The sequence below is a fragment of the Micromonospora sp. NPDC047812 genome, assembly GCF_040704175.1.
Classification (GTDB): domain Bacteria; phylum Actinomycetota; class Actinomycetes; order Mycobacteriales; family Micromonosporaceae; genus Micromonospora.
Genome location: NZ_JBEYRY010000001.1, coordinates 328,109 through 355,101 on the forward strand (window position 1 = coordinate 328,109; position 26,993 = coordinate 355,101).

The window sequence follows — 26,993 nt, forward strand, 5'->3', positions numbered from 1 at the left end:
CGGCGCGCTCCAGGTACGGACGCCTAGTGCGTGAGGATCTTGGAGAGGAAGTCCTTGGCGCGCTCGCTGCGCGGGTTGGCGAAGAACTCGGCCGGCGGCGCGTCCTCGACCAACTGCCCGTCGGCCATGAAGATGACGCGGTTCGCCGCGTGCCGGGCGAAGCCCATCTCGTGGGTCACCACGACCATGGTCATGCCCTCGCGGGCCAGCGACGTCATCACGTCCAGCACCTCGCCGACCATCTCCGGGTCCAGCGCGCTGGTCGGCTCGTCGAAGAGCATCGCCTTGGGCTGCATGGCCAGCGCCCGGGCGATCGCCACCCGCTGCTGCTGACCGCCGGAGAGCTGGGCCGGGAACTTGTCGGCCTGGTTGGCGATGCCCACCCGGTCCAGCAGGGCCAGGCCGCGCTCGCGCGCCGCCGCCGGCTTCTCCTTGCGGACCTTGACCGGCCCGAGGGTGACGTTCTCGAGGATCGTCTTGTGCGCGAAGAGGTTGAACGACTGGAACACCATGCCGACCTCGCTGCGCAGCTTCGCCAGCGCCTTGCCCTCGGCCGGCAGCGGCTGCCCGTCGAAGGTGATCGTGCCGGAGCTGATCGGTTCGAGGCGGTTGATGGTGCGGCACAGCGTCGACTTGCCGGAGCCCGACGGGCCGATCACCACGACCACCTCGCCGCGCCCGACCGACAGTGAGACGTCGTCCAGCACGTGCAGCGGCCCGAACCACTTGTTGACCGAGTCCAGCACGATGAGCGGTTCGCCCGTCGTCACGTCGTTCACCGTCCCTGTCGTCGCGCGGGGTCGGGTGACCCCCGGTTGGGCAACTGTAGGCGGGGGGATGTGGCGGGATGCAACTCAGTTGGTCACGGAGCGATAACACCAGTTCGGAACGGGGTCGACAGTCCGATTCTGACCGCGCTCCGGCCCGCCCGCGTAGCGGGGACGGGGCGGCCGGGGAGATCATGTGGGGATGACGGAACCGGTACGGCTCACCCGGTACGCCCGGGGTGGCGGCTGCGCGTGCAAGATCCCCCCGGGGGAGCTGGAGACCATGGTCGCCGGGCTCGGCCCGGCCACCGGCACCGCCGAGCTGCTCGTCGGGCTCGACCACGGCGACGACGCCGCGGTGGTCCGGCTCGACGAGCGCACCGGCCTGGTCACCACGGCCGACTTCTTCACCCCGGTGGTCGACGACGCGTACGACTGGGGGCGCATCGCCGCGACGAACGCCCTCTCCGACGTGTATGCCATGGGCGGCACCCCCCTCGTCGCGCTCAACCTGCTCTGCTGGCCGCGCGACGTGCTCCCGCTGGAGCTGGCCCGGGAGGTGCTGCGCGGCGGGCAGGACGTGGCCCGCGACGCCGGCTGCCACCTCGCCGGCGGGCACAGCGTCGACGACGAGGGCCCCAAGTACGGGCTGGCCGTCACCGGGGTGGTCCGGCCGGAGGAGCTGATCACCCTGGACGCGGGCCGGGCGGGACTGCCGCTGTCGCTGACCAAGCCGCTCGGCGTCGGGGTGCTCAACACCCGGCACAAGGCCACCGGCGAGAGCTTCCCCGAGGCGGTCGCCGCGATGACCACCCTCAACCGGGACGCGGCGCGGGCCGCGGTGGCGGCCGGCGTCCGTTGCGGCACCGACGTGACCGGCTTCGGCCTGCTCGGGCACGCGTCCAAGCTGGCCCGGGCGAGCCGCCTGACGGTGGCGATCGACGCGGCCCGGGTGCCCTACCTGGCCGGCGCCCGGGAGGCGGTGCGCGACGGGCACGTCAGCGGCGGCAGCCGGCGCAACCTGGAGTGGGTCACCCCGTGGACCGACTTCGGCGGTGTGCGCGAGGAGGAGCGGCTGCTGCTGGCCGACGCGCAGACCTCGGGCGGCCTGCTGGTCGCCGGCGAGCTGCCGGGCGCCACCGTGGTCGGCGAGCTGCTGCCGCCCGGGGAGCACCGCGTGGTCGTGCGCTGAGGGGCGACCCGACCGGCGTGGCGGCGCGCCGGGCCGGCCACCGTACCCGATAAACTGTCACCTTTCCGCTACTCGGAGCAACGGCGCTCGAGGAAATTTTGCCCGGAATGGTCACAGACCGGTAACTTGCCCCCGGCTGAGGTCATATGCACCCCACCATCGTCAGTAAGGCCCGATCCGGAGGCCGGTGGGACGAGCACAGCGAGGAGGCGGCATGACCGAGCTGTGGAACTGGAGAATCGAGCAGGTGCGGCCGGTGGAGGTCTACCCGGCACTGGCCGAGGCGCTCGGCCGGGTGGTGATGCCCCTGGCGGCGGCGGACCCCACCCGCCTGCCGACGTACGCGGTGATCTGCGACGTATGGCAGGCGCCGGGGGAGTTCGCCACGATCGTGGACTGCTACGGGGTGCCCGAAGGGCTGCCCGAACACGGCAGCATCGCCGCGCTGGCGCGGCTGCTGGACCGCAACTGCCTGCTGCGCGACGACACGCTCGACGCCGGGCGGCACCTGCTCGTCGCGCCCGACGGCACGATCCGGCCGGTGCACTTCGACGTCCGGGAGACCGACGACGGCGAGGTGCTCGCCGACCAGCGGCTGTGCACCGACGCCGATCCACGCTGTCGCGGCTGGTCGCAGTGCCACCGCTCGCGCTGGGCGCCGGACTCGGTGCTTCCGGCGCTCGCCGCCGCCTGACCCCGCCCGCCGACCCGCCGGCCCTGCCGGGGCGTCCGGCCCCGGGGTTTCCGGCGGGCCGACGAGGTCATCGTCGACCCGGCGGCGGGGTCAGCCCGCCGGGCTGGCGGAGCGGCCGCCGCGTACCTCCAGCTCGGCGAGCAGGGTCGCGGTGGCCGCGGCGACGGCGGCGACCGCCGCGTCGAAGGCCGCGGCGTTGTGGGCGGCGGGCTTGCGGAAACCCGAGATCTTGCGGACGTACTGCAACGCCGCGGCGTCGACGTCGGCCGGGGTCACCTCGGCGACGTACGGCTCACGCAGGGTCTTGATGCTCCGGCACACGGCTCCTCCTCGTTTAATCCGGTCGGTGGGCCCGGATACGCTGTCCGGGTCATGACTACCGCAGCGGCGAGCAGCCCGCGCACCTATCAGGTGCGCACCTACGGCTGCCAGATGAACGTGCACGACTCCGAGCGCATCTCCGGCCTGCTGGAGCAGGCGGGCTACGTGCGCGCCGCCGAAGCCGACGACAACCCGGACGTGGTGGTGTTCAACACCTGCGCCGTCCGGGAGAACGCCGACAACCGGCTCTACGGCAACCTCGGTCACCTGCGCCCCGTCAAGGCCAGGCACCCGGGGATGCAGATCGCCGTGGGCGGCTGCCTCGCCCAGAAGGACCGGGGCGAGATCGTCCGCAAGGCGCCCTGGGTCGACGTGGTGTTCGGCACGCACAACATCGGGTCGCTGCCGGTGCTGCTGGACCGCGCCCGGCACAACGCGGCGGCCGAGGTGGAGATCCTCGAGTCCCTCGACGTCTTCCCCTCGACGCTGCCCACCCGGCGCGAGTCCACGTACGCCGGCTGGGTGTCGATCTCCGTCGGCTGCAACAACACCTGCACGTTCTGCATCGTGCCCTCTCTGCGGGGCAAGGAGAAGGACCGCCGCCCCGGCGACATCCTCTCCGAGGTCCGCGCCCTGGTCGACGAGGGCGTGCTGGAGGTGACCCTGCTCGGGCAGAACGTCAACTCCTACGGCGTCGAGTTCGGCGACCGGCACGCCTTCGGCAAGCTGCTGCGCGCCTGCGGCGACATCGAGGGGCTGGAGCGGGTGCGGTTCACCAGCCCGCACCCGAAGGACTTCACCGACGACGTGATCGCCGCGATGGCCGAGACGCCCAACGTCTGCCACTCGCTGCACATGCCGCTCCAGTCCGGCTCCGACGACGTGCTGCGGGCCATGCGCCGCTCGTACCGGGCCGACCGCTACCTGGGCATCATCGAGAAGGTCCGGGCGGCGATGCCGGACGCGGCGATCACCACCGACATCATCGTCGGCTTCCCCGGCGAGACCGACGCCGACTTCGAGCGCACCCTCGACGTGGTCCGCGAGGCCCGGTTCTCCTCCGCGTTCACCTTCCAGTATTCGAAGCGCCCCGGCACGCCGGCCGCCACTATGGACGGGCAGCTGCCCAAGCAGGTCGTGCAGGAGCGCTACGAGCGGCTGATCGCCTGCGTGGAGGAGATCACCTGGGCGGAGAACAAGAAGCTCGTGGGGGAGACCGTCGAGGTGCTGGTCGCCGTCGGCGAGGGGCGCAAGGACGAGCGCACGGGCCGGATGTCCGGCCGGGCCCGCGACGGCCGCCTGGTCCACTTCGCCACCGGCGCGAACGGCCAGCACGGCGAGGCGGGCTCCCCGGCCGGCCGGATCCGCCCCGGCGACATCGTGCACACCACCGTCACCTACGCCGCCCCGCACCACCTGAACGCCGACGGCGAGCCGCTGTCGCACCGGCGCACCCGGGCCGGCGACGCGGCCGAGGCGGGGCGTGCCCCGCGTACGCCGGGGGTGCTGCTCGGGCTACCCACGATCGGCGCGCCCGCCACGACGCCCGCGCCGACGACCGGCTGCGCCGCCCACTGACCCGCGACCGGCCGGGGCCCGCAGGCGCGGGCCCCGGCCGGTGCGCTCAGCCCGTCAGACCTGGATCCGACCGGCGCCCGCGCCGGCGGTCACGATGGACTTCACGCTGCTCGCGGCGTCCAGGCTGTACGAGTACGGGATGCTCTTGACGCTGCCGCCGGCCTGGCCGCTGCCGGAGTTGACGAAGTGGTTGTTCCGCGCGACCAGCGTGCCCGGGCCGGAGTCGCCCTCGCCGAGGTGGTACGGGTCGTCGACGTTCTCGAAGTAGTTGCCCTCGACGAGCACCCCGGCGTTCTCCGTGGACGCCACGCCGTAGCCGCTGTTGCTGTCGTAGTAGTTGTTGAACACGTGGACCGGGTTGCCGAAGCGGACCCGGGGGTGGCGCTGGCTGCTCTCGTCGAACCAGTTGTGGTGGTAGGTCACCCGCAGGTGGCCGGTGTCCTGGCTGCCGTTGCTGTCGCTGTGCCCGAGCAGCATCGCCTTGTCGTGGTCGTAGACCCGGTTCCACGACACGGTGACGAAGTCCGAGCCCCGCTTGATGTCGACCGCGCCGTCGTAGCCGTTGGTGAAGCTGTTGTGGTCGATCCAGACGTTCGTGGCCGACTCCTGCACGTTGATCGCGTCGTCGTTCCAGTTCCGGAAGGTCAGGTTGCGGATGATGACGTTGCGGTCGCCGCTGATGTTGAAGCCGCAGCCGGCGATGGTCGCGCCGGGGTTGCCGAGGATGGTCTTGTTGGACCGGACCCGCAGCATGCCGGAGCAGGAGATGGTGCCGGAGACCCGGATCACCGCCGCGCTGCTGGAGCCGACCGCGCTGGTCAGGGCGGAGGCTGTGGTCACGGTGACGGGGTTGCCACTGCCGCCGGTGGTGCCGCCGTTCTGGGTGGCCCAGCCGACCAGCCCGGTGGGGGCGGCCGAGGCGGGCGCGGTGCCGGTGGTCAGCGCCCCCGCGGCGAGCAGGGCGGCGCTGGCGGCGGCGGCGAGCAGGGTGGTGCGACGTCGGGACGTACGCATGGTGCTTCCCTTCGGTGGTGGCGGGGCTCGCGGACCGTGGGCCGACCCTGCGACGCCGTGCCCGGTGGCGTCTGGTCGGCGGGGACGGCGGTCGGCGGCCCCGCGGATACGGACTGGCTGCGCGAAGTTGCGGCTCCCGTGCTGGCACTCACGCAATCAGGTAAGCGCTTTCCTGATGTAAACACAGACACCCATCGATGTAAAGGCCTGGCTCCGCCCATCCGCCGATCGGCGGCCGTCCCCGAGGGGAACGACCGCCGATGCGGAGGTGTGATCAGCAGGCGACGCCGTTGAGCTTCACCGCGCCCGGCGCGGCGGACGCGCCGTTGGCGGTGAAGCCGACGGTCACCGAGGCGCCCGGCGCCAGCGCCCCGGCCCAGGTCGGGGCCGCCGCCGTCACCGTGGCGCCGGACTGGGTCACCGTGGCGTTCCAGCCGCTGGCCAGGCTCACCCCGGCCGGCCAGGTCCAGGTGGCCTGCCACGGGTTGACCGTCGCGGTGCCGGTGTTCGTCACCGTCAGCTCCCCCTGGAAGCCGCCCTGCCAGGCGTTGACCTGCCGATACGCGGCGGTGCAGCCGCCGCTGGGCGGCGGCGTCGAGGTCGGCGTCGCCGTCGGCGTGCCGGTCGGGCCGCCCCCGCCGCCCACCGGCGGGATCAGGTACGGCTGGAGGATGGCCTGCTTGGTGGTGTTGATGTTGGTCCAGTCGTCGAGCGCGATGCCCCCGGTGTCACCGGAGTTCGGGTTCCACGACCAGTAGGTGAAGGACATCCCGTCGACCCCGGTGCCGGTGTAGGCCATCAGCTTCTCCAGCCACACCCGGTCGCGGGGGTCGGCCAGGGTGCTGCCGAACTCGCCCATCATGATCGGCGCGATGTTCTGCTTGTGCAGGTAACCCCAGTACTTGTCCCAGATGCCCGGCAGGTTCGTCGGGAAGTCGGGGGACTTGAACCAGTTCTGCTCGAAGACCGAGGTGGCGTACTCGTGCGGCGAGTAGACCAGCCGGTTCGGCACGTCGAGCCGGACCGGGAAGTCCTTGGCCTTCGTCAGGTTGCCGCCCCACCAGCCGCAGTCCTCGTCGTTGCTCGGGTCGTTGTCCCAGACGTTCGAGAGGCCGCCGCTGGGGCAGCTCACCCCCTCCACGAAGATCAGCCAGTTCGGCTGCACCGACAGGATCGCGTTGCCGGCCCGCTCGGCGGCCAGCCGCCAGTCCCGCGCCGGATCGCCGCAGCCCCAGCACGCGCCGGTGGCCGCCGGGTTCGTCCCCTCGGCGTGCGGCTCGTTGTGCAGGTCCGCCCCGATCACGGTGGTGTTGCCCGCGTACCGCTGGGCGAGCATCTTCCAGTCGTTGATCCAGGTCGCCTCGGAGACCGTCGGGGTGTACCAGAGCGCGGACTGGCCGGCCGAGGTCGGCCGGTGCCGGTCCAGGATGACCCGCATCCCCTTGCCGCCGGCGTACTCGATGACCTTGTCGAGGATCTGCAACGGGGAGAGCCCGACCAGGTCCGGGTTGACGAAGTCGTTGATGCCGCTGGCCGTGGCGCCCGGCTTCAGCGCGTCGTTCGAGTACGGCACGCGCAGCGTGTTGTAGCCGAGGCTGGCCATCTTGTCGACCTGCCCCCGCCACGGGTTGGTGGACCACAGGCCGTGGAAGGTCTTGTTGTCGGTCTCCATGCCGAACCAGTTGATGCCGGTGATGCGTACCGTCGTGCCGGTGCTGTCGACGATCTTGTTGCCGTCGGTGTGCAGGTAGCCGGTGCCGGTGCCGGCGGGGGCGGCGACGGCCGGGGCGGTGCTGACGGCGGCGGCGACGAGGACGCCGGCCGCGGCGGTGGCGAGCGCGGTGATCGCGCCGCCGAGGGCGCTGCGTCGGTGCATGCGAGCTCCACTTCGAACTGCCCGCCGCCGCCTCAGGCGGCGCGGGCGGGAACCGGGCGACGGCCGTCACGCTCCCTCAGGGAGTACGCGGACAGGGCGCGACGGGACGTGCCACGTGGGATGCGGCCACTCGCGGTACCACCGGCGTCCCCCGACGACGCGGTGTGCGCCGCCGGCGCCCTCGCGCCGGTGCCGGACCTGGCTCCGCCGCTCATTCTGATCAGCGCGCCTCGATGCGTCAACCGTCGGCCGGGCGGCTACGGGCGGACAGGCGGAAGCCCCCGGTCCGTGGCGGACCGGGGGCTTCCGTGATGGCTCGTCCCGAGGTGGTTCGGGGCCCGTCGTGGCGGGTCGGTCCGGCTCAGCCGGCCTGCTCGGCGAGCTGGAGGAACTGCCGCTTGGAGGCCAGCGCCTGCTCGGCCTCCTTGACCCGCCGGGCGTCGCCGGCCGCCTGGGCCCGGGCCAGCCGCTCCTCGGCCTCGGCGACCTGCGCGCGCATCTGGGCGAGCAGGGGGTTGTCCTCCTTGGTGGTGCGCCGCCACGCGGAGTCCATCACCTCGCGGACCTTCTCGTCGATCGCGCGCAGCCGGCGCTCCAGCCCGGCCGCCGCCTCGCGGGGCACCCGGCCGGCCTCGTGCCACTGGGCCTGGATCTCCCGCAGCTTGGCCTGCGCGCCCTTCGGGTCGCCGTCGACGTCCAGCGCCTCGGCCTCGGCGAGCAGCGCCTGCTTGCGTTCGAGGTTGCCCCGCTGCTCGTTGTCGCGGGCGGAGAAGACCTCGCTGCGCCGGGTGAAGAACTCGTCCTGCGCGCCCCGGAACCGCTCCCAGAGCTTCTGCTCGGCCTCCTTGGAGGCCCGGGGAGCGGCCTTCCACTGGTTCATCAGTTCCTTGAGCTGGTTGGCGGTGGCCGCCCAGTCGGTGGAGTCCTTGAGCTTCTCGGCCTCGGCGACCAGCTCCTCCTTGACCGTCTGCGCCTGCTTGCGCTGCGCGTCGAGGGAGGCGAAGTGGGCGCCCCGGCGACGGGTGAAACCGTCGCGCGCGGCGGCGAACCGCTTCCACAGCTCACCGTCGGCCTTCTTGTCGACCCCGCGGATGGTCTTCCACTCGTCGAGGATCTCCTTGAGCCGGTCGCCGGCGGTCTTCCAGCCGGTCGACTCGGCTGCCAGCTTCTCCGCCTCCTCCACGAGGGCCTGCTTGCGGGCGAGCGCCTCGCCGCGGGCGGCGTCCCGGGCGGCCTTGGCCTCGCCGGCCTTCTCCTCGGCCACCGTGGCGAGCCGGTCCAGCCGGGCGGCCAGCGCGTCGATGTCGCCGACGACGTGCGCCTCGGCCAGCGACGCGCGGATCCGCCGGATGGTGGTCAGTGAATGGCCGGCGTCGGCGGCGCCCGAGTTGAGCCGGGCCTCCGTCAGGTTGACCTCGGTCACCAGGTCGTCGAAGCGGCGGGCGAAGTGGGCCAGCCCCTCCTCGGGCGCTCCCGCCTGCCAGGATCCGACCACCCGCTCGCCGTCGGCGGTCTTGACGTACACGGTGCCGTCCGCGTCCACCCGTCCGAAGGCAGTCCAGTCGCTCATGTGCCCATCCTCGTTCTCCCGGCGTCGGGGAGCAGTCCCGCGATCGCCGCCACGGCGCAGCAAAGTTTCCCCCGGCATTGTCACAGGTGCGACCCCGTTCCCGTCGAGCGCCTATCGCCGACCGTGACCATACGGTGTCCTAGCGCCCGCGGACAGGCTCCCTGGGAGGAGTGTCGGAATCCGGGCGTACGACGTGTCGGCACGGGCGGGCGGCGGCGTGGTGACCCGGCAGCCGGGCGGCCACCGGGGCGACCCGACCACGCGGCGACCCGCCGGAGCGGACCAGCGGGCAGGAGCGGCGCTCTTCCCGAGCCGGCGGACGCGACACCGAACCTCCTCCGGGAGTCCGGGTGCGGGGCGCGCGGCGCCGTCGTGCCGATACCGTTGCCGGGTGCCCCTGGTCGCCGCTGCCGTCTGCCCCCACCCGCCGCTGATCGTCCCCGAGCTGGCCGGCGCCGCCGCGCCCGAGCTGGACGAGCTCCGTGCCGCCTGCGACGCCGCCGTCGCCGGGCTGCTCGCCGCCGACCCCGAGGTGATCGTCCTGGTCGGCGGCGGGCCGGAGACCACCCACTTCAACGCGGCCGATCACGGCTCGCTGCGCCAGTACGGCCTCGACCGGCACGTGCGGTTGTGGAAGGTGAACTGCGCCGGCGGCGAGCGGCTGCCGCTGAGCCTGACCGTCGGCGCGTGGCTGCTCGGTCGCTCCCGCACCGAGCTGCCCCGGCTGGCCCGCTCCGTCGCGTCCGACGCCTCCCCGGCCGAGTGCGCCGAGCTGGGGGCGGCGCTCGGCGCGGCGACGGAGCCGCGTACCGCCCTGCTGGTGATGGGCGACGGGTCGGCCTGCCGCGGCCCGAAGTCGCCCGGCTACGACGACCCGCGCGCCGAGGCGTACGACGACGGGGTCGCCCGCGCCCTGGCCGACGCGGACGCGGAGGCCCTGCTCGACCTGGACCCGGCCCTGTCGGCGGAGCTGAAGGCCGCCGGCCGCGCGCCGTGGCAGGTGCTGGCCGGGGCGGTGCGCGCGACGGGCGGCGACTGGCGCGGCGAGCTGCGCCACCACTCGGCGCCCTACGGCGTCGCCTACCTCGTGTCGTCCTGGGCGCCGGCGTGACCACCCGTCCACCGGCCGGGACGGTCGTCGCCGTGGTCGGGCCGACGGCGGCCGGCAAGTCGGCGCTGAGCATCGCCCTCGCGCACGCCCTCGACGGCGAGGTGGTCAACGCCGACTCGATGCAGCTCTACCGGGGCATGGACGTGGGCACCGCCAAGCTCACCCCGGCCGAGCGCGAGGGGGTGCCGCACCACCTGCTGGACATCTGGGACGTGACCGAGCCGGCGAGCGTCGCGGAGTACCAGCGGCTGGCCCGCGCCGCCGTCGACGACGTCCTGGCCCGGGGCCGGGTGCCGCTGCTGGTCGGCGGCTCCGGCCTCTACGTGCGGGCGGTGCTGGAGCGCTTCGAGTTCCCCGGCACCGACCCGGCGGTGCGCGAGCGGCTGGAGCGGGAGCTGGCCGAGGTCGGCCCCGCGCCCCTGTACGCCCGGCTGCGCGAGGCCGACCCGGCCGCCGCGGCGGGGATCCTGCCCGGCAACGGCCGGCGGATCGTGCGCGCCCTGGAGGTCATCGAGCTGACCGGGGCGCCGTTCACCGCCGCGCTGCCCGACCCCACCCCGTACTACCCGTCCGTGCAGCTCGGGGTGGACCTGGACACCGCCCTGCTGGACGAGCGGATCGCCCTGCGGGTGGACCGGATGTGGGCCGACGGCCTGGTCGCCGAGACCCGGGACCTGGTCGCGCGCGGCCTGCCCGAGGGCCGTACGGCCAGCCGCGCGCTCGGCTACCAGCAGGTGCTGCGCTTCCTCGCCGGGGAGCTGACCGAGGCCGAGGCGCACGACGAGACCGTCCGGGCCACCCGGCGCTTCGTCCGGCGGCAGCGCTCCTGGTTCCGCCGCGACCCGCGGATCCACTGGCTGGACGCGTCCGCGCCGGACCTGATCCCGGCCGCCCTGCGCCTGCTTCCCGCCGCTGCGCGATGATGGGGGCGTGCAGTTCACCAAGGGCCACGGCACCGGCAACGACTTCGTCATCCTGCCCGATCCGGACAACCGGCTCGACCTGACACCCGGGCTGGTCGCGGCCCTCTGCGACCGGCGGCGCGGCCTCGGCGGCGACGGCGTGCTGCGGGTGGTCCGGGCGGCCGCCCACCCGGAGGGCACCGGGACGTCCGGCGAGGCCGAGTGGTTCATGGACTACTGGAACGCCGACGGGTCGTTCGCGGAGATGTGCGGCAACGGCGCCCGGGTCTTCGTCCGCTACCTGGTCGCCTCCGGGCTGGCCGAGCCGGCGGAGGGGGCGCTGCCGGTGGCGACCCGGGCCGGCGTCGTGCGCGCGCTGGTCACGGCCGACGCCATCGCCGTCGAGATGCGCCGCCCCCGGCTGTACGACACGGCGACCGCCACCCTCGGCGGGCTGACCCTGCCCGGCACGGCCGTGGACGTGGGCAACCCGCACCTGGTCTGCGCGCTGCCGGCCGGGCTGGAGCTGACCGCGCTCGACCTCACCCGGGCCCCCGACGTCGACCCGGTGGTCTTCCCGTCCGGGGTGAACGTGGAGTTCACGGCGCCGGGCGAGCCCGTCGACGGCACCGACGGCCACGTGCTGATGCGGGTGTACGAGCGCGGCTCCGCCGAGACGCTCTCCTGCGGCACGGGCGCCTGCGCGGTGGCCGCGGTGGCCCTGCGCGACGCGGGCCGGGACACCGGCGTGCTGGCGGTGGACGTCCCCGGCGGACGCCTGTCGGTCACGGTGACCGAGGATTCCTGCTGGCTGGCCGGCCCGGCCACCCTGGTGGCCACCGGCACCCTCGACCCCACCACCCTGACGACCCCCTGACCCCCCTGCCTCCACCCCCGCCCCGCTCGGCCAGGCCGGTGTCGCCCCCTGGCCCCCGTCGATCATGAGGTTACTGCCAGGGAGAGCGCTTCCCTGAGGCAATAACCTCATGATCGACGGCGCTTGGGCCGGGGGTGGAGGGGAGCGGGCGGAGCAGGGGTCAGGCGGGGGGTCAGGGGGTGGCGCTGGCTTCGGCGGCGATCTCGGGGAGGTCGGCGGGGCCCGGGTCGGCGGCGGGGGCCGGGGCCGGGTTCTGGGCGGCGGCGCGGACCGCCGCGGCGACCGCCGGGGAGACCCGGGAGTCGAAGACGCTGGGCACGATCACCGTCGGGTTGATCTTGTCCTCGCCGACCACGTCCGCGATGGCCCGGGCCGCCGCGATCGCCATCTCCTCGGTGAACTCCTCGGCGTGCGCGTCCAGCATGCCCCGGAAGACGCCCGGGAAGGCGAGCACGTTGTTGATCTGGTTCGGCTGGTCGGAGCGGCCGGTGGCGACCACGGCGGCGTGCTTGCGCGCCTCCCGCGGGTCGACCTCCGGGTCGGGGTTGGCCAGCGCGAAGACGATCGAGTCCTTGGCCATCGTGGCGATGTCGTCGCCGGTGAGCAGGTTCGGCGCGCTCACCCCGATGAAGACGTCCGCGCCGCGTACCGCCCCGGCCAGGTCGCCGGAGTAGTTCTCCTTGTTGGTGTTCTCGGCCAGCCACTGCCAGGCCGGGTTGAGCCCGCTCTGGCCGCGGTGCAGGGCACCCTGCCGGTCGTACGCGATGATGTCGCCGACGCCCTGGCGCAGCAGCAGCTTCATGATCGCGGTGCCGGCCGCGCCCGCGCCGGAGACCACGACCCGGACGTCCGCGAGCTGCTTGCCCACGACGCGCAGCGCGTTGGTCAGCGCGGCCAGCACGCAGATCGCGGTGCCGTGCTGGTCGTCGTGGAAGACCGGGATGTCCAGCGCCTCGCGCAGCCGCGCCTCGATCTCGAAGCAGCGGGGCGCGGCGATGTCCTCCAGGTTGATCCCGCCGTACGCCGGGGCGATCGCCTTGACGATCTGCACGATCTCGTCGGTGTCCTGGGTGTCGAGCACCACCGGCCAGGCGTCCACCCCGCCGAAGCGCTTGAACAGCGCGGCCTTGCCCTCCATCACCGGCAGCGACGCCGCCGGCCCGAGGTTGCCCAGGCCCAGCACGGCGGAGCCGTCGCTGACCACGGCCACGGTGTTGCGCTTGATGGTCAGCCGGCGGGCGTCGGCCGGGTTCTCCGCGATCGCCATGCAGACCCGCGCCACCCCCGGGGTGTACGCCCGGGACAGCTCGTCGCGGTTGCGCAGTGCCACCTTCGAGCTGACCTCGATCTTGCCGCCGAGGTGCAGGAGGAAGGTCCGGTCGGAGACCTTGCGCACGTCCACGCCGTCCAGCGCCGTCAACGCGTCGACCACCTGGTCGGCGTGGCTGGCGTCGGCGGTGTCGCAGGTCAGGTCGACGAGCACGTGGGTCGGGTCGGAGTCCACCACGTCGAGCGCGGTGACGATCGCCCCGGCCTCACCCACGGAGGTGGTCAGCCGGCCGATCGAGGACGCGTCCGCCGGCACGGCGATCCGAATCGTGATCGAGAATCCGGCACTTGGAAGTCGGGTGATGGCCACGGGATCCCTCCGTCGACGCTGAACGGCTCGCCCCGCATTTCTACTCGCCCCTGCCGGCCCCTCCGGCATCCGCCCCCACTTTTGTGGCCCGTTCGAGCGGGCATATAGCGGGTGCGTTCCGCGTTGGCACATGTCAGGATTGCTCGGTACGTGACAGAACGGACAGGAGACCGGCTTGCACAACCAGGAGACCCTTCTTCCCTACGAGGACGACGAGCTCGACGCCACCACCGGTGAGTTCGAGCTGTCGGAGCGGCAGGCGCTGCGGCGGGTCCCCGGCCTCTCCACCGAGCTCGCGGACATCACCGAGGTCGAATACCGCCAACTGCGCCTGGAGCGCGTGGTCCTCGTCGGCGTCTGGACCGAGGGCTCGCAGAGCGACGCCGAGAACTCCCTCACCGAGCTGGCCGCGCTGGCGGAGACCGCCGGCTCGCAGGTGCTCGAGGGGCTGATCCAGCGGCGCACCCGCCCCGACCCCGCCACCTACGTCGGCCGGGGCAAGGTCGACGACCTCGGCTCGGTCGTGCTCTCCACGGGCGCTGACACGGTGATCTGCGACGGTGAGCTGTCGCCGTCCCAGCTGCGCAACCTGGAGCAGCGCACCAAGGTCAAGGTGGTCGACCGCACCGCGCTGATCCTCGACATCTTCGCCCAGCACGCCAAGAGCAAGGAGGGCAAGGCGCAGGTCGAGCTGGCCCAGCTCGAATACCTGCTGCCGCGCCTGCGTGGTTGGGGTGAGACCCTCTCGCGGCAGACCGGTGGTAGCGGTCGCGGCGGCGGCGCCGGCGGCGGCGTGGGTCTGCGCGGCCCCGGTGAGACGAAGCTGGAGACCGACCGGCGCCGGATCCGCCACCGCATCGCCCGGCTGCGCCGGGAGATCAAGGGCATGCGGACCGTACGCCAGACCAAGCGCGCCCGGCGTTCCCGCAACGCCGTGCCGGCAGTGGCCATCGCCGGCTACACCAACGCCGGCAAGTCGAGCCTGCTCAACCGGCTGACCGGCGCGGGCGTGCTGGTGGAGAACGCGCTCTTCGCCACCCTCGACCCGACCACCCGCAAGGCCACCACGGCCGACGGACGGCTCTACACGCTCTCCGACACGGTCGGGTTCGTCCGGCACCTGCCCCACCAGATCGTCGAGGCGTTCCGCTCGACCCTGGAGGAGGTCGCCGAGGCCGACCTGGTGGTGCACGTCGTCGACGGCACCCACCCGGACCCGGAGGAGCAGGTCCGGGCGGTCCACGAGGTGCTCGCCGAGGTGGGCGCCGACCGGCTGCCCGAGCTGCTGGTGGTCAACAAGACCGACGCGGCCGACGAGGAGACGCTGCTGCGGCTCAAGCGGCTCTGGCCGGAGGCGGTCTTCGTCTCCGCGCACACGGGTCGCGGCATCGACGGGCTGCGCGAGGCCGTCGAGGCGCGGCTGCCCCGCCCGGCGGTGGAGGTCCGCGCGGTGCTGCCGTACGACCGGGGCGACCTGGTGGCCCGGGTGCACCGTCAGGGCGAGGTGCTGAGCACCTCCCACCTGGCCGAGGGCACCCTGGTGCACGTCCGGGTCGGCGAGGCGCTCGCCGCCGAGTTGGCGCCGTTCCGGGCGGACGAGGGCCAGGCGGTCGCGGGCGCGCGGTGACGGCCTCCCGGCGTCACGCGTCGGAAACGCCCGGCATGCGACACTGATTCAATGCGCCGCGCTGTTTCTTCGGTCACGGTCGCCCTCGGCTTGCTGGGGGCGACCGTGGCGTGTACCGGAGTCGCCCTGGCTGCGGCACCGGCCTCGGCCGCGTCCCCGCTCGCGGCGGCACCCGGCAAGAAGCGGTGCACGGTCACCGACGAGCGGCTGCGGGAGCTGTCGGGCCTGGTGGCCACCAAGAGCGGCTACATCGTGATCAACGACGGCACCGAGGTGGAGAGCCGCAAGCGGGTCTTCTTCCTCGACACCAAGTGCGGGATCTCGAAGGAGCCGGTCCGCTACTCGGGCCAGGGACCGTTCGACACCGAGGACCTGGCGCTCTCCCCGGACGGCACGACGCTCTGGATCGCCGACACCGGTGACAACGTCACCAGCCGGGAGCGTCGCGAGCGGGTGGCGCTGTGGAGCATGCCGGTCAACGGCTCCAAGCGCCCGCAGCTGCACCGTCTCTCCTACCCGGAGGGCAAGCCGCACGACGCCGAGGCGCTGCTGATCGGCGACGACGGCACCCCCTTGATCATCACCAAGGTGATGTCCGGCAAGGCCCAGATCTTCACCCCCGCCGAGAAGATGAAGAGCGGGGACACCCCGGCCGTACCGATGAAGAAGGTCGGCGAGATCAGCCTGCCGGAGACCGACACGGACAACCGGCTCGGCGCTCCCGGCCGCGTGGCGATCACCGGCGCGGCCCGGTCCCCCGACGGCACCCGGGTGGTGGTGCGCACCTACGCCGACGCCTTCGAGTACGACGTGACCGACGGCAACGTCGTGGCGGCCCTGACCGGCGGCAAGCCCCGGGTGACGGCGCTCGCCGACCCGTTCGGTGAGGCGATCACCTACAGCCCCGACGGCAAGACCTTCCTGACCGTCTCCGACGGCGGCCAGCTCGATGAGGACGCCCCGATCGACATCCTCGGTTACACGCCCTCCACGGAGGGCGCGAAGCCGGTGGCCGGCGGGGGCGACGCCCCGAAGAAGGCCGGCCAGTCCTGGGTCGACGGCCTGAGCCTGAGCGACATCACGTACCTGATCGCGGCCGTGGGGGTGATCGGCGCGCTGATGGTGGCGGCGGGTGTCTTCGGCATCCTCCGGTCCCGGCGCAAGCCGGCGACGCTGCGCGGCGACGACGGACCGGAGCGCGACGACGCCCTCGCCGACGACCGGCGCGGGCCGGCGGACGACGGCTTCCGTCCGCCGGGCGACCGGGGTCGGGGCGGCGTCTACGGCGGTGCGCCGGCGGCCGGCGTCTACGGCGGCCCGGCCGGTGGGCGCGGCGGTCCCGCGCCGGCCGGCGGCGGCGCCCGCCCGGCCGGCGGTGGCGTCTACGGTGGCGCCCGTCCGGCTGCTGGCGGCGGGGTCTACGGCGGCGGTCGCCCGCCCGTGGACGGACCGCCCGGCCTGGGCGGGCCCCCGCCCGGTGGCGGCGGACGTCAGGGCGGCGGTGGCCGCCAGGGCGGTGGCGGCCGTCAGGGCGGCGGTCGCCCCGGTGCCGGTGTCTACGGTGGCGGGGGACAGCCGGGCGGCGGCGTCTACGGCGGTGGCCGGGCGGAGCCGCCACGGCGGGGCGACGATCCTGACCCCCGTGGCCAGCGGCGGGCCCGCCGGCGTGACGACGGCCCCGACGACGGTCGCGGCTACGGTCACGTGCCCGGTGGCGGCCGGGGCTACCGGGGCGACCGTTACTGAGGCGCTGGGCCCGCCGGACACGGCGAAGGACGCTGAGGCCCTGCGGACGCTCAGGCCCTGCGGCTGGGCGGCAGCGGTGCCCGGGTGACCGTCGAGGGCGGCCACCCGGCGCGGTGGCGGATCAGATGCGGCGCAGCACCGCGACGACCCGGCCCATGATGGTGGCGTCGTCGCCGGGGATCGGGTCGAAGGCCGGGTTCTGCGGCATGAGCCAGACGTGCCCGTCGCGGCGGCGGTAGGTCTTCACGGTCGCCTCGCCGTCGAGCATGGCGGCGACGATGTCGCCGGCCTCGGCGGTCGGCTGCTGTCGGACCACCACCCAGTCGCCGTCGCAGATCGCCGCGTCCAGCATCGAGTCGCCCTTGACCTGGAGCATGAAGACCTCGCCCTCACCCACCAGCTCGCGGGGGAGGGGGAAGACGTCCTCCACGGCCTGCTCGGCCAGGATCGGGCCACCGGCCGCGATCCGGCCCAGCATCGGCACGTAGGCCGGGGCGGGGCGCTGCGAGCGGGCCAGTTCCTCGTCGACGTCGGCGGGGGCGCGGACGTCCACGGCGCGCGGCCGGTTGGGGTCGCGGCGCAGGAAGCCCTTCTTCTCCAACTCCTTGAGCTGGTAGGCGACGCTGGACGGCGAGACCAGGCCGACGGCCTCGCCGATCTCGCGCACGCTCGGCGGGTAGCCGTGCCGCTCGACCCAGGTGCGGATGAACTCCAGGATCCGGCGCTGCCGGGCGGTGAGATCCACCGTCGCGGGGTCGGGGAAGGCGCTGACCACCGGGGTGACCGGGCGCACGGTGGGCTGCCCGGTCCGGCTGCGCGCGGCGCCCCGGCGTCGGGTGGCCGGCGGTCCCGCCTCGGTGATCTGCTGCGGGCTCTTCGGCCGGCTGGCCCGATCCTCGGTCACGTCCGTCCTCCCTGGTCGGCGCTGGGTGCCTTGGCGGCTCGTGGTGCGTGCGGTGGTGCGAGCTGACCGGTGGACGGAGGATTCCGCGCCCGGTTGTTCAAGACCGTATAGGTGAGATCGGTCATTTTCAAACATCTGTACGACCTTGCTCGGCGTGTCGGCGTGAAAAACCGCTCCGCTCGTACTCGTGTTCTGATAAATGGTACGCCGGGTCGAACGGGTGTTCGACTTTCGTCCGTTCGTCGGCCGTTTCGCCACGGCCGGACCGGTAACCCGCGGGGGTGTCGGACGGTTGGTCCTCCGGCGGGCGGCGGTGCCGGTCGCCTTGGGGGTCGGGTGACGCGCCGGACACGCCGGCCAACTTGACCTCCGATCCGCAGCGGCATACGGTCGACCCCTAGATGTAGTAGTCACACGGGCGTAAGTCGCCTACAGGTTGGGTTCGACTACCGACCGCACTCCGGCACCGTCGACACGGCGAAGCCCATCGGCAGATGGCTCCGTCGCGCTGACGCATGCCCGGGAAGCGGTCGGCGGGCCCGCGATCGATGAAGGAGGTCGGGTGCGATGCGGTGTCCGTACTGCCGACACGCCGACTCCCGGGTGGTCGACTCGCGGGAGGCCGACGACGGCCAGTTGATCCGCCGGCGGCGATCCTGCCCGGAGTGCGGCAAGCGGTTCACCACCGTCGAGGAGGCGGTCCTCGCGGTCGTCAAGCGCAGCGGGGTGACCGAGCCGTTCAGCCGTACGAAGATCATCGGCGGGGTGCGCAAGGCGTGCCAGGGCCGGCCCGTGGACGACGACTCGATCGCGCTGCTCGCGCAGAAGGTCGAGGAGACCGTCCGGGCCAAGGGGGCCGCCGAGATCCCCAGCCACGAGGTGGGGCTGGCCATCCTGGGTCCGCTGCGGGACCTGGACGAGGTCGCCTACATGCGGTTCGCCAGCGTCTACCGGTCGTTCGACTCGCTCGCCGACTTCGAGCGCGAGATCGAGACGCTGCGGGCCGCCGCGCGCGCCCGGGAGGGCGCCGGGGCCGATGCGGCCGAGGCCGCCGGCCGTACCAGTTGAAGTTTCTCTTACAGGTGATGACAGTCGGATCGGGCGGCGGGTGGCCGTGCGGACGAGGGGGCGGATGAGATGTCGGGGGATGGTGTGACAACCAGCAGGGCACGCAACAAGGCCGGCGCGGGGCTCAAGATCGAGCGGGTCTGGACGACCGAGGGGGTGCACCCCTACGACGAGGTCGCGTGGGAGCGCCGCGACATCGTCATGACGAACTGGCGGGACGGCTCGGTCAACTTCGAGCAGCGCGGCGTCGAGTTCCCGGAGTCGTGGAGCGTCAACGCGGCGAACATCGTGACCACCAAGTACTTCCGGGGCGCCGTGGGCACCCCGGAGCGGGAGTGGTCGCTCCGGCAGCTGATCGACCGGGTGGTCACCACCTACCGCACGGCGGGTGAGGAGTACGGCTACTTCGCCGGGCCGGCCGACGCCGAGATCTTCGCCCACGAGCTGACCTGGATGCTGCTGCACCAGGTGTTCAGCTTCAACTCGCCCGTCTGGTTCAACGTCGGCACGCCCTCGCCGCAGCAGGTCAGCGCCTGCTTCATCCTGGCCGTCGACGACTCGATGGACTCCATCCTCGACTGGTACAAGGAGGAGGGGCTGATCTTCAAGGGCGGCTCCGGCTCCGGCGTGAACCTGTCCCGGATCCGTTCCTCCCGCGAGCTGCTCTCCTCCGGCGGCAACGCCTCCGGCCCGGTCAGCTTCATGCGCGGCGCGGACGCCTCCGCCGGCACCATCAAGTCCGGCGGCGCCACCCGGCGCGCGGCGAAGATGGTCATCCTCGACGTGGACCACCCGGACATCCAGGAGTTCGTGGTCACCAAGGCGCGCGAGGAGGACAAGATCCGCGCGCTGCGCGACGCCGGGTTCGACATGGACCTCGGCGGCGCCGACATCGTCAGCGTGCAGTACCAGAACGCCAACAACTCCGTCCGGGTCTCCGACGAGTTCATGACCGCCGTGGAGAACGGCGGCGGCTTCGACCTGCGCGGCCGGCTCGACGGCGCGGTGATCGAGACCATCGACGCCAAGAGCCTGTTCCGCACCATCTCCCACGCCGCCTGGGAGTGCGCCGACCCCGGCCTGCAGTACGACGACACCATCAACGACTGGCACACCTGCCCGGAGACCGGGCGGATCACCGCGTCGAACCCGTGCTCGGAGTACCTGCACCTGGACAACTCCTCGTGCAACCTGGCCTCGCTCAACCTGATGAAGTTCCTCCGCGCCGACGGCGGCTTCGAGGTGGAGAAGTTCGTCCGGTCCGTCGAGTTCGTCATCACCGCGATGGACATCTCGATCTGCTTCGCCGACTTCCCGACCGAGAAGATCGGCGAGACCACCCGCGCCTACCGGCAGCTCGGCATCGGCTACGCCAACCTGGGCGCCCTGCTGATGGCCTCCGGCCTGCCCTACGACTCGGAGCAGGGTCGCTCGGTCGCCGCGGCGATCACGTCGCTGATGACCGGCACCGCGTACCGCCGCTCCGCCGAGCTGGCCGGCGTCGTCGGCGCGTACGACGGCTACGCCCGCAACGCCGAGCCGCACAAGCGGGTCATGCGCAAGCACGCCGCCGCCAACGACGAGATCAAGCCCTCGGGCACCGTGGCCACCGCGCTCGTCCGCGAGGCGACGAAGCAGTGGACCCAGGGCAACAAGATCGGTGACAAGTTCGGCTGGCGCAACTCGCAGGCCAGCGTGCTCGCGCCGACCGGCACCATCGGCCTGATGATGGACTGCGACACCACCGGCGTGGAGCCGGACCTGGCGCTGGTCAAGTTCAAGAAGCTGGTCGGCGGCGGCTCGATGCAGATCGTCAACCAGACCGTGCCGCGCGCCCTGCGCAGCCTCGGCTACCCCGAGGAGCAGGTCGAGGCGATCGTGGAGCACATCGCCGACCACGGCCACGTGGTCGACGCCCCGGGCCTGAAGCCGGAGCACTACCCGGTCTTCGACTGCGCGATGGGCGAGCGGTCCATCGCCCCGATGGGCCACGTGCGGATGATGGCGGCCGTCCAGCCGTTCATCTCCGGCGCCATCTCCAAGACGGTCAACATGCCGGAGCAGGCGACCGTCGAGGACGTCGAGAAGATCTACTTCGAGGGCTGGAAGCTGGGCCTCAAGGCGCTGGCGATCTACCGCGACAACTGCAAGGTCGGCCAGCCCCTGTCGGTCGCCAAGCCGAACAAGGCCGTCGCGACCACGGAGGCCCCGGCCGAGGTGGAGAAGGTCGTCGAGAAGGTCGTCGAGTACCGCCCGGTGCGCAAGCGGCTGCCGAAGAAGCGCCCGTCCCAGACGGTCAGCTTCTCCGTCGGCGGCGCCGAGGGCTACCTCACCGCCTCGTCCTACCCGGACGACGGCCTCGGCGAGGTCTTCCTCAAGATGTCGAAGCAGGGCTCGACCCTGGCCGGCGTGATGGACGCCTTCTCGGTGGCCATCTCCATCGGTCTCCAGTACGGCGTCCCGCTGGAGACGTACGTCAGCAAGTTCACCAACATGCGCTTCGAGCCGGCCGGGATGACCGACGACCCGGACGTGCGGATGGCCGCCTCGGTGATGGACTACATCTTCCGTCGCCTGGCGCTGGACTTCCTGCCGTACGAGCGCCGCGCGGAGCTGGGCATCTTCACCGCCAGCGAGCGGGCCGCCCAGCTGCGGGCCGAGGCGGAGGCGGAGGCGAGCGGTGCGGACCTCACCGCGATGGCCGCCTCCGCCCCGGTCGAGGCGCCGGCCGAGCCGAAGACCGGACCGGTCGCCCAGCCGGCGCAGGAGACCGCCGACGTGGCCGCCGCCAAGCCGGCGCCGTCCGTGGGTTCCAGCACCGAACTGCTGGAGGCCGTGATCGGCAAGGCCGCCGACGCACCGCTCTGCTTCACCTGCGGTACGAAGATGCGCCCGGCCGGTAGCTGCTACGTCTGCGAGGGCTGCGGCTCCACCAGCGGTTGCAGCTGACGTACGACTGCGACGAGCCCCGGGTGTTCCGACGCCCGGGGCTCGTGGCCTCTCTGGCACAGCGATGCGGGTCGTCGTCGGCTCGGCCCGGAGGACGCGGGTCGAGCCGCGATCATGGTGAGACGACGAGCGCCGGGACGTACGCCGCGTTCGGCGTCCGGGCGGCGTTCGCCGACGTGGTACGCCGCCTGCCCGGCCACCGGATCTCCAACCGCTCGCACGGGCAGGCGATGACCTGGTTCGGCTGACCCGGCGGGCTGCCGTGCCGGAGAACGGCACGGCAGCCGTGCGTACGTCAGTGCTGCTTCTGCTGGCAGGGCACGCAGAAGCGGGCGTGCGGCAGCACCTCCAGGCGCTCCCGGGGGATCGCGGCGGAGCAGCGCTCGCAGGTGCCGTAGCGGCCCTCGGCGAGGCGGCGCAGCGCCCCGCTGATCTGCTCGATGCTCTGCCGGGTGGCGGCGATCAGCGCGCTCTGGGTGTGGGCTTCGCCCGGGTCACCGGTGTCGGCGGTGAGCTGCGTCAGCCGGACGGTCTGCGCCTCGAAGTCGTTGGTCAGTGTCGTACGCAGGTCGTCGAGCCACTTCTGCTCGCTGGACTGGGTGGGCGTGGTCATGGCGTAGCTCCTTCGGGAAAAAGAAAAAGGGCCGAAGCCGGATAGCTTCGCCCTGGTGGCCGTTCGCAAGAGTTGCAACCGGTTCACGGAGGGCCACGTCCGGCGGGGCTCGGCAGGCGGGAGGCGACCGAGCCGGCGCACGACGGCGCGACCGCGGATCGCACCACCCGGGTCGCCACGTTCACCCGCAGGGCACACCGGCAGGCAGCAGCGGGCGCCGCCGTCACCACGACGGCGGTGCTGTTCTGCTGACCGGTCGAACACATGCAGCCACCATAGGCCGGGCGGAGCGGAAAGCCAACGTGCTTCCGTGCGCACGGGGCCGGCCCGGTGCCCGGGGTCACCAGGCCGGGACGTGCGGCCTGGTCGGTCGCCGGCGGGGCCCGCCCGGGGGCCAGTTCCGACGTCGGCCGGTCAGGTCGCCGGCATGTCCCGCATCCGCCGCAGCGGGGAGAGGACGACGAAGAGCGAGGCGCTCCACGTGCCGAGCACGCAGATCCACAGCGCCGGTCGCAGCCCGAGCTGGCTGGCGAGCGTGCCGCCGGTGAGCGCGCCCAACGGGATCACGCCGAAGCAGACCCAGAGGAACGCCGCGTTCACCCGGCCGAGCAGGGCGGGCGGGGTGATCCGCTGCCGATACGTCATGGCGGCCACGTTGTAGAGCACCGCGTTGGCGGAGAACGCGGCCATGCCGATGCCGTAGAGCAGCACCCCCCGACCGGGCTGCGCCAGGGGCATCAGCAGGTAGAGCGGGCCCGGGACGGCCATCGCCACCCAGATCACCCGGGCCGAGCCGAGCCACGCGGTCAACCGACCGGCGAACGCGCCGACGACGAGGCCGCCGACGGCGCTGACCGAGAAGACCAGCCCGACCAGGGCCGGCGGCGCGTGCAGCACCTGAAGGAGGAAGACCACCTCGATCGAGCCGGACGCCATGACGAAGAAGTTCGAGGTGGTGGTGCAGGCGAGGATGCTGCGCAGGATCGGCTGGCGGCGGATGAAGCCCAGCCCCTCGGTCATCTCCACCCGCAGCGGCACCCGCTCGCGGCGTGGCGCGGGCTCGGCCGGCGCCTCCCGGATCAGCAGCAGGGTCAACCCGCTCACGGCGAAGGCGACGGCGGTGACGACGAACGTCCTCGCGGCGCCGACCAGCCCGACCAGCACGCCGCCGATCGTCGGGCCGACGAGCTCGGCGGAGTCCTGGCCGACGGTGAGCTTCGCGTTGGCGTCCACGAGGCGGTCCGACGGCACCAGCCTCGGCAGCATGCTCTTGTGGGCCACCGTGAACATGACGGTGAGCACGCCGGAGAGCCCGACCACCGCGTACAGGAAGCCGAGGGTGAGCCGACCGGCCAGGGCGACCACCGGCACCGACAGCAGCAGCGCCGCCCGACCCAGGTCGCAGACGACCATCAGCCGCCGCTGGTCGAGCCGGTCGGCGAGGATCCCGGCCGGCAGCGAGAAGATCAGGTACGGCACCCAGGCGAGCGCGGTCAGCAGCGCGACCTGGAAGACGCTGGCGTCGAGCGTGCCGACGGCGAGCAGCGGCACCGCCACGTTGGAGACCCGGGTGCCCAGCTCGCTGACCGTCTGCCCGGCCAGGAGCAGCCCGAAGTTGCGGCTGCGCAGCAACGAGGGCCGTTTCGGGGCGGCACCTCCGACGGGCGTGATCGCCTGCTGCGTCACGTCGGGTCCCCGGGGCCGGTCGACGACTGTCGCGGGGAGGCCGCCGGGATCCCGGCGGCCGACACCCGACGCGGGCGCCCGGCCCGTCGGTGGTCCATCGGGTCAGCCTGCCGGCCCCGTCCGGACCGGCGCCACCGGTTATCCGACGCGTCGGTTCGGCGGCTCCGCGAGCGCGTGCGCGATCCCGGGGGCGTCCGGGCGCGATCCCGGGAGTGGGCGACGCGCGTGCGGGACCCGGCGGCGTCCGGGCGCGGCTCCGGAAGGGGGGCGGCGAGCGCCTCTCTAGACTGCGCCGGTGACCGGAGAGCGACGACCGCTGGCGGACCGGCCGCTGACCGACCCGCACCCGTCCCGGCTGCCGCCGCAGCACCCGGACCGGGAGCGGATCCTGGCCGCGCACGCCGCCGCCCTGAGCGCCGGTGAGGCCGGCTACCTCGACCCGGCGACCGGTCTCTTCGTGCTCAGCGCGGGCTTCCTGGCCCGGCGCGGCACCTGCTGCGGGCGCGGCTGCCGGCACTGCCCGTACGTCGACGACTGAGCGACCGGCCGACGGAGGGCTACCGCCCGGGCGGGCCACATCGTACGGTGTCCGGCGGACACGTCGGGGTGGGCAGCGGAGGAGTGATCGTGCGCGGGCGGATGGTGGGCGCCGGGGTGACCCTGCTGCTGGTGACGGGGTGCGGCGGGGAGGCGGAACCGGTGGCCGTACCACCTCCCGCGCCGGTCGCGGTCGACGTGGCCGCCGCATCCTCCGGCGGGGCGTGCCGGCTGCTGGACTTCGGCGTGATCGAGCGGCACGCGGGCTTCCGCTTCGACGTCGCGGCGGCCAGCGCGACGGGCGACAGCCACACCTGCGTGGTGCGCGCCGGTCGCGAGGCCCTGCCGGAGTTGACGCTGACCGTCACCCGGACGTCGATCGACGCGGCGACCTTCACCGCCGACGTGGTGCCGCAGAAGGCGGCCAAGGTCTCCGGGCTCGGCCAGCGGGCGTACCGGCGGACCACCTCGGCCAAGGGCGCCCTCGGGCCGGTCGCGGAGGTGGGCTGGCTGGCCGCCGAGGGACGCCTCGCCACCCTGCGCTACGCCACCCCGCGCGACGCCGACAGGGCCGAGGCCGAGAAGCTCACCACCGCCCTGGTCGCCCTGGCCCGACAGCTCGACACCCGCGCCGTCTGACCCCGCCCGCACGCGGGCGCGGGTTGGCGGGTCAGTGGGCGGCGACGAAGACGCGGGAGGCGATCTCGCGGGGCAGCCTGATCCGCTCGCCCGAGCGGTCGATCGAGACCCCGTCGCGCTCCTGCGCCACCAGCACGGTCGCGCCCGGGTCGACGCCGGCGGCGTGCAGCTGCCGCAGGACGTCCGAGTCGGTCTGCACGCTCTCGCAGATGCGTCGCACCACGACCGGCCCCGACAGCCCGGGGAACGCCAGGTTGCGCTCACCCTCGATGGGGGCGGCGGCCGTCTGCTCCGGCTTGCCCAGCTCCTCCAGCCCCGGGATCGGGTTGCCGTAGGGGGAGCGGGTCGGCCGGTTGAGCAGGTCGTAGACCCGCTTCTCGACGGCGTCGCTCATCACGTGCTCCCAGCGGCAGGCCTCCTCGTGGGCCTCCTCGTAGGGCATCCCGATGACGTTGACCAGCAGCAACTCGGCGAGCCGGTGCTTGCGCATCACGGAGACCGCGTTGCTGCGGCCGTGCGCGGTGAGCGCCAGGTGACGGTCACCCTCGACGGTCAACAGGCCGTCGCGCTCCATCCGGGCGACGGTCTGGCTGACGGTCGGCCCGCTCTGCCCCAACCGCTCGGCGATGCGGGCACGCAGGGGCGGCACCCCCTCCTCCTCCAGCTCGAGGATGGTCTTGAGGTACATCTCGGTCGTGTCGACCAGATCATGCTTCACGTCAGCGGACCTCCGGCCAACGATGCTACCTCGGCGTTCACCGAACGACCCACGGCGAACCGCCAGGTCGGTGCCGGGATGGTGTTGACTGGACGCCATGTCCGCAACCGAGGATCTGTTGGTGGAGGCCGAGCGGCTCGCGGTCGAACTCGGCCAGGCCGACCCGCCGACGCTGCTCGACGTCCGCTGGCGGCTCGCCGGCCCGCCCGGCCGGGACGACTACGCCGCCGGCCACCTGCCCGGCGCGGTCTTCGTCGACCTGGACACCGCGCTCTGCGGGCCGCCCGGCCCCGCCGGGCGGCACCCGCTGCCCGACCCCGCCGCGCTCCGGGCCGCGCTGCGGGCCGCCGGCGTGCGGGCCGGTCATCCCGTCGTGGTGTACGACGGCGGCGACGGCATGGCCGCCGCCCGCGCCTGGTGGACCCTGCGCTGGGCGGGCCACCGGCCGGTACGGCTGCTGCACGGCGGCTTCCCGGCGTGGCTGGCGGCCGGGCTGCCCACCAGCACGACGGCGCCGAACCCCCGACCGGGCGACGTCGAGGTGCGCCCCGGCGCGCTGCCGGTGCTCGACGCGGGGCAGGCGGCCCGGCTGGCCGCGGCCGGCGAGGGTGTCCTGCTCGACGTGCGCGCCGCGCCCCGCTACCGGGGCGAGACCGAGCCGATCGACCCGGTCGCGGGCCACGTTCCCGGCGCGGTGAACCTGCCCGCCGGCGAGTACGTCGCCGAGGGCCGGTTCCCCGCCGCCGAGGCGCTGCGCGAGCGCTTCGCCGCCGCCGGGGTGGGCGACGACCGTCGGGTCGGGGCGTACTGCGGGTCGGGGGTGACCGCCGCGCAGGCCGTGCTCGCCCTGCACCTGGCCGGCCGCCCGGACGCCGCCCTCTACGTCGGCTCGTGGAGCAACTGGGTGGCCGACCCGGCCCGCCCGGTGGCCACCGGGCCGACCCCGGCCGGCTGAGCGAGGAACG

The 26,993-nt window shown here is 73.3% G+C and carries 23 protein-coding genes; 13 read left to right on the plus strand and 10 right to left on the minus strand.

Features of this window, described 5'->3' with window-relative positions; genetic code table 11:
* Positions 1–23: 23 nt before the first annotated feature.
* Positions 24–779 carry an amino acid ABC transporter ATP-binding protein gene (locus tag AB0883_RS01465; protein WP_091620503.1) on the minus strand — a complete coding sequence of 252 codons (756 nt, stop codon included), beginning with the start codon at positions 777–779 and terminating at the stop codon, positions 24–26.
* Positions 780–969: 190 nt separating this feature from the next.
* Here AB0883_RS01465 and selD point away from each other — a divergent pair, with 190 nt between their 5' ends.
* On the plus strand, positions 970–1,959 hold the full coding sequence (gene selD, locus AB0883_RS01470) for a selenide, water dikinase SelD (protein WP_366638543.1): 990 nt from the start codon (positions 970–972) through the stop codon (positions 1,957–1,959).
* Positions 1,960–2,173: 214 nt separating this feature from the next.
* Positions 2,174–2,653 carry a hypothetical protein gene (locus AB0883_RS01475; RefSeq protein ID WP_366638545.1) on the plus strand — a complete coding sequence of 160 codons (480 nt, stop codon included), beginning with the start codon at positions 2,174–2,176 and terminating at the stop codon, positions 2,651–2,653.
* Positions 2,654–2,743: 90 nt separating this feature from the next.
* Here the strand turns inward: AB0883_RS01475 and AB0883_RS01480 are convergent, their stop codons facing one another.
* Positions 2,744–2,974 carry a DUF2277 family protein gene (locus AB0883_RS01480; protein WP_366638546.1) on the minus strand — a complete coding sequence of 77 codons (231 nt, stop codon included), beginning with the start codon at positions 2,972–2,974 and terminating at the stop codon, positions 2,744–2,746.
* 51 nt (positions 2,975–3,025) lie between these two features.
* Between AB0883_RS01480 and miaB the strand changes: the two genes are divergently transcribed.
* On the plus strand, positions 3,026–4,552 hold the full coding sequence (gene miaB / locus AB0883_RS01485; protein WP_366638548.1) for a tRNA (N6-isopentenyl adenosine(37)-C2)-methylthiotransferase MiaB: 1,527 nt from the start codon (positions 3,026–3,028) through the stop codon (positions 4,550–4,552).
* Between the two features lie 54 nt (positions 4,553–4,606).
* Here the strand turns inward: miaB and AB0883_RS01490 are convergent, their stop codons facing one another.
* From AB0883_RS01490 to AB0883_RS01500, 3 genes are all read right to left on the minus strand, one after another.
* On the minus strand, positions 4,607–5,566 hold the full coding sequence (locus tag AB0883_RS01490) for a right-handed parallel beta-helix repeat-containing protein (RefSeq protein ID WP_366638549.1): 960 nt from the start codon (positions 5,564–5,566) through the stop codon (positions 4,607–4,609).
* A 274-nt stretch (positions 5,567–5,840) separates the two neighbouring features.
* Positions 5,841–7,442, minus strand: coding sequence for a cellulase family glycosylhydrolase (locus AB0883_RS01495; protein ID WP_366638551.1), 1,602 nt, complete (start codon positions 7,440–7,442; stop codon positions 5,841–5,843).
* Positions 7,443–7,803: 361 nt separating this feature from the next.
* The gene (locus AB0883_RS01500; protein ID WP_132232950.1) at positions 7,804–9,012 is read right to left on the minus strand and encodes a DUF349 domain-containing protein; all 1,209 of its coding nucleotides are present in this window, start codon (positions 9,010–9,012) and stop codon (positions 7,804–7,806) included.
* Positions 9,013–9,403: 391 nt separating this feature from the next.
* Between AB0883_RS01500 and AB0883_RS01505 the strand changes: the two genes are divergently transcribed.
* Genes AB0883_RS01505 through dapF form a run of 3 tightly spaced genes read left to right on the plus strand, consistent with a single transcriptional unit; the run spans position 9,404 to position 11,902 of the window.
* Positions 9,404–10,123, plus strand: a complete 720-nt coding sequence (locus tag AB0883_RS01505) for a hypothetical protein (protein ID WP_366638553.1) — start codon at positions 9,404–9,406, stop codon at positions 10,121–10,123.
* Positions 10,120–11,046: a tRNA (adenosine(37)-N6)-dimethylallyltransferase MiaA gene (gene miaA / locus AB0883_RS01510; protein ID WP_366638555.1), complete on the plus strand. Its 927-nt coding sequence runs from the start codon at positions 10,120–10,122 to the stop codon at positions 11,044–11,046. The genes AB0883_RS01505 and miaA overlap by 4 nt, the downstream gene beginning before the upstream one ends.
* A gap of 7 nt (positions 11,047–11,053) precedes the next feature.
* The gene (dapF, locus tag AB0883_RS01515; RefSeq protein ID WP_366638557.1) at positions 11,054–11,902 is read left to right on the plus strand and encodes a diaminopimelate epimerase; all 849 of its coding nucleotides are present in this window, start codon (positions 11,054–11,056) and stop codon (positions 11,900–11,902) included.
* A gap of 172 nt (positions 11,903–12,074) precedes the next feature.
* Here dapF and AB0883_RS01520 read toward each other — a convergent pair whose 3' ends face one another.
* Positions 12,075–13,541 carry an NAD-dependent malic enzyme gene (locus AB0883_RS01520; protein WP_366638559.1) on the minus strand — a complete coding sequence of 489 codons (1,467 nt, stop codon included), beginning with the start codon at positions 13,539–13,541 and terminating at the stop codon, positions 12,075–12,077.
* 175 nt (positions 13,542–13,716) lie between these two features.
* Here AB0883_RS01520 and hflX point away from each other — a divergent pair, with 175 nt between their 5' ends.
* Together hflX and AB0883_RS01530 are read left to right on the plus strand one after the other, a co-directional pair.
* A complete protein-coding gene (hflX, locus tag AB0883_RS01525; RefSeq protein WP_366638561.1) occupies positions 13,717–15,168 on the plus strand; it encodes a GTPase HflX in 1,452 nt (483 codons plus the stop codon).
* Between the two features lie 51 nt (positions 15,169–15,219).
* Positions 15,220–16,914, plus strand: a complete 1,695-nt coding sequence (locus AB0883_RS01530) for a hypothetical protein (protein WP_366638562.1) — start codon at positions 15,220–15,222, stop codon at positions 16,912–16,914.
* 121 nt (positions 16,915–17,035) lie between these two features.
* Here the strand turns inward: AB0883_RS01530 and lexA are convergent, their stop codons facing one another.
* Positions 17,036–17,818, minus strand: a complete 783-nt coding sequence (gene lexA / locus AB0883_RS01535) for a transcriptional repressor LexA (protein WP_366638564.1) — start codon at positions 17,816–17,818, stop codon at positions 17,036–17,038.
* A 567-nt stretch (positions 17,819–18,385) separates the two neighbouring features.
* On the opposite strand from lexA, the gene nrdR reads away from it, so the two are divergent.
* Positions 18,386–18,886, plus strand: a complete 501-nt coding sequence (gene nrdR, locus AB0883_RS01540) for a transcriptional regulator NrdR (protein WP_121395973.1) — start codon at positions 18,386–18,388, stop codon at positions 18,884–18,886.
* A 69-nt stretch (positions 18,887–18,955) separates the two neighbouring features.
* On the plus strand, positions 18,956–21,835 hold the full coding sequence (locus tag AB0883_RS01545; RefSeq protein WP_366638566.1) for a vitamin B12-dependent ribonucleotide reductase: 2,880 nt from the start codon (positions 18,956–18,958) through the stop codon (positions 21,833–21,835).
* A 295-nt stretch (positions 21,836–22,130) separates the two neighbouring features.
* On the opposite strand, the gene AB0883_RS01550 is transcribed toward AB0883_RS01545, so the two are convergent.
* Both AB0883_RS01550 and AB0883_RS01555 read right to left on the minus strand, forming a co-directional pair.
* On the minus strand, positions 22,131–22,448 hold the full coding sequence (locus AB0883_RS01550; RefSeq protein ID WP_366638568.1) for a TraR/DksA family transcriptional regulator: 318 nt from the start codon (positions 22,446–22,448) through the stop codon (positions 22,131–22,133).
* Positions 22,449–22,862: 414 nt separating this feature from the next.
* Complete coding sequence (locus AB0883_RS01555; RefSeq protein WP_366638569.1) at positions 22,863–24,134, minus strand: MFS transporter; 1,272 nt, start codon at positions 24,132–24,134, stop codon at positions 22,863–22,865.
* 295 nt (positions 24,135–24,429) lie between these two features.
* On the opposite strand from AB0883_RS01555, the gene AB0883_RS01560 reads away from it, so the two are divergent.
* Positions 24,430–24,672 (plus strand): DUF5522 domain-containing protein, encoded by a 243-nt coding sequence (locus tag AB0883_RS01560; RefSeq protein WP_366638570.1) that lies wholly within the window; start codon positions 24,430–24,432, stop codon positions 24,670–24,672.
* A gap of 89 nt (positions 24,673–24,761) precedes the next feature.
* Positions 24,762–25,310, plus strand: a complete 549-nt coding sequence (locus AB0883_RS01565; protein ID WP_366638572.1) for a hypothetical protein — start codon at positions 24,762–24,764, stop codon at positions 25,308–25,310.
* 31 nt (positions 25,311–25,341) lie between these two features.
* Here the strand turns inward: AB0883_RS01565 and AB0883_RS01570 are convergent, their stop codons facing one another.
* Positions 25,342–26,028: a metal-dependent transcriptional regulator gene (locus AB0883_RS01570; protein WP_366638573.1), complete on the minus strand. Its 687-nt coding sequence runs from the start codon at positions 26,026–26,028 to the stop codon at positions 25,342–25,344.
* Positions 26,029–26,125: 97 nt separating this feature from the next.
* On the opposite strand from AB0883_RS01570, the gene AB0883_RS01575 reads away from it, so the two are divergent.
* The gene (locus tag AB0883_RS01575) at positions 26,126–26,983 is read left to right on the plus strand and encodes a sulfurtransferase (protein WP_366638575.1); all 858 of its coding nucleotides are present in this window, start codon (positions 26,126–26,128) and stop codon (positions 26,981–26,983) included.
* Positions 26,984–26,993: the final 10 nt, after the last annotated feature.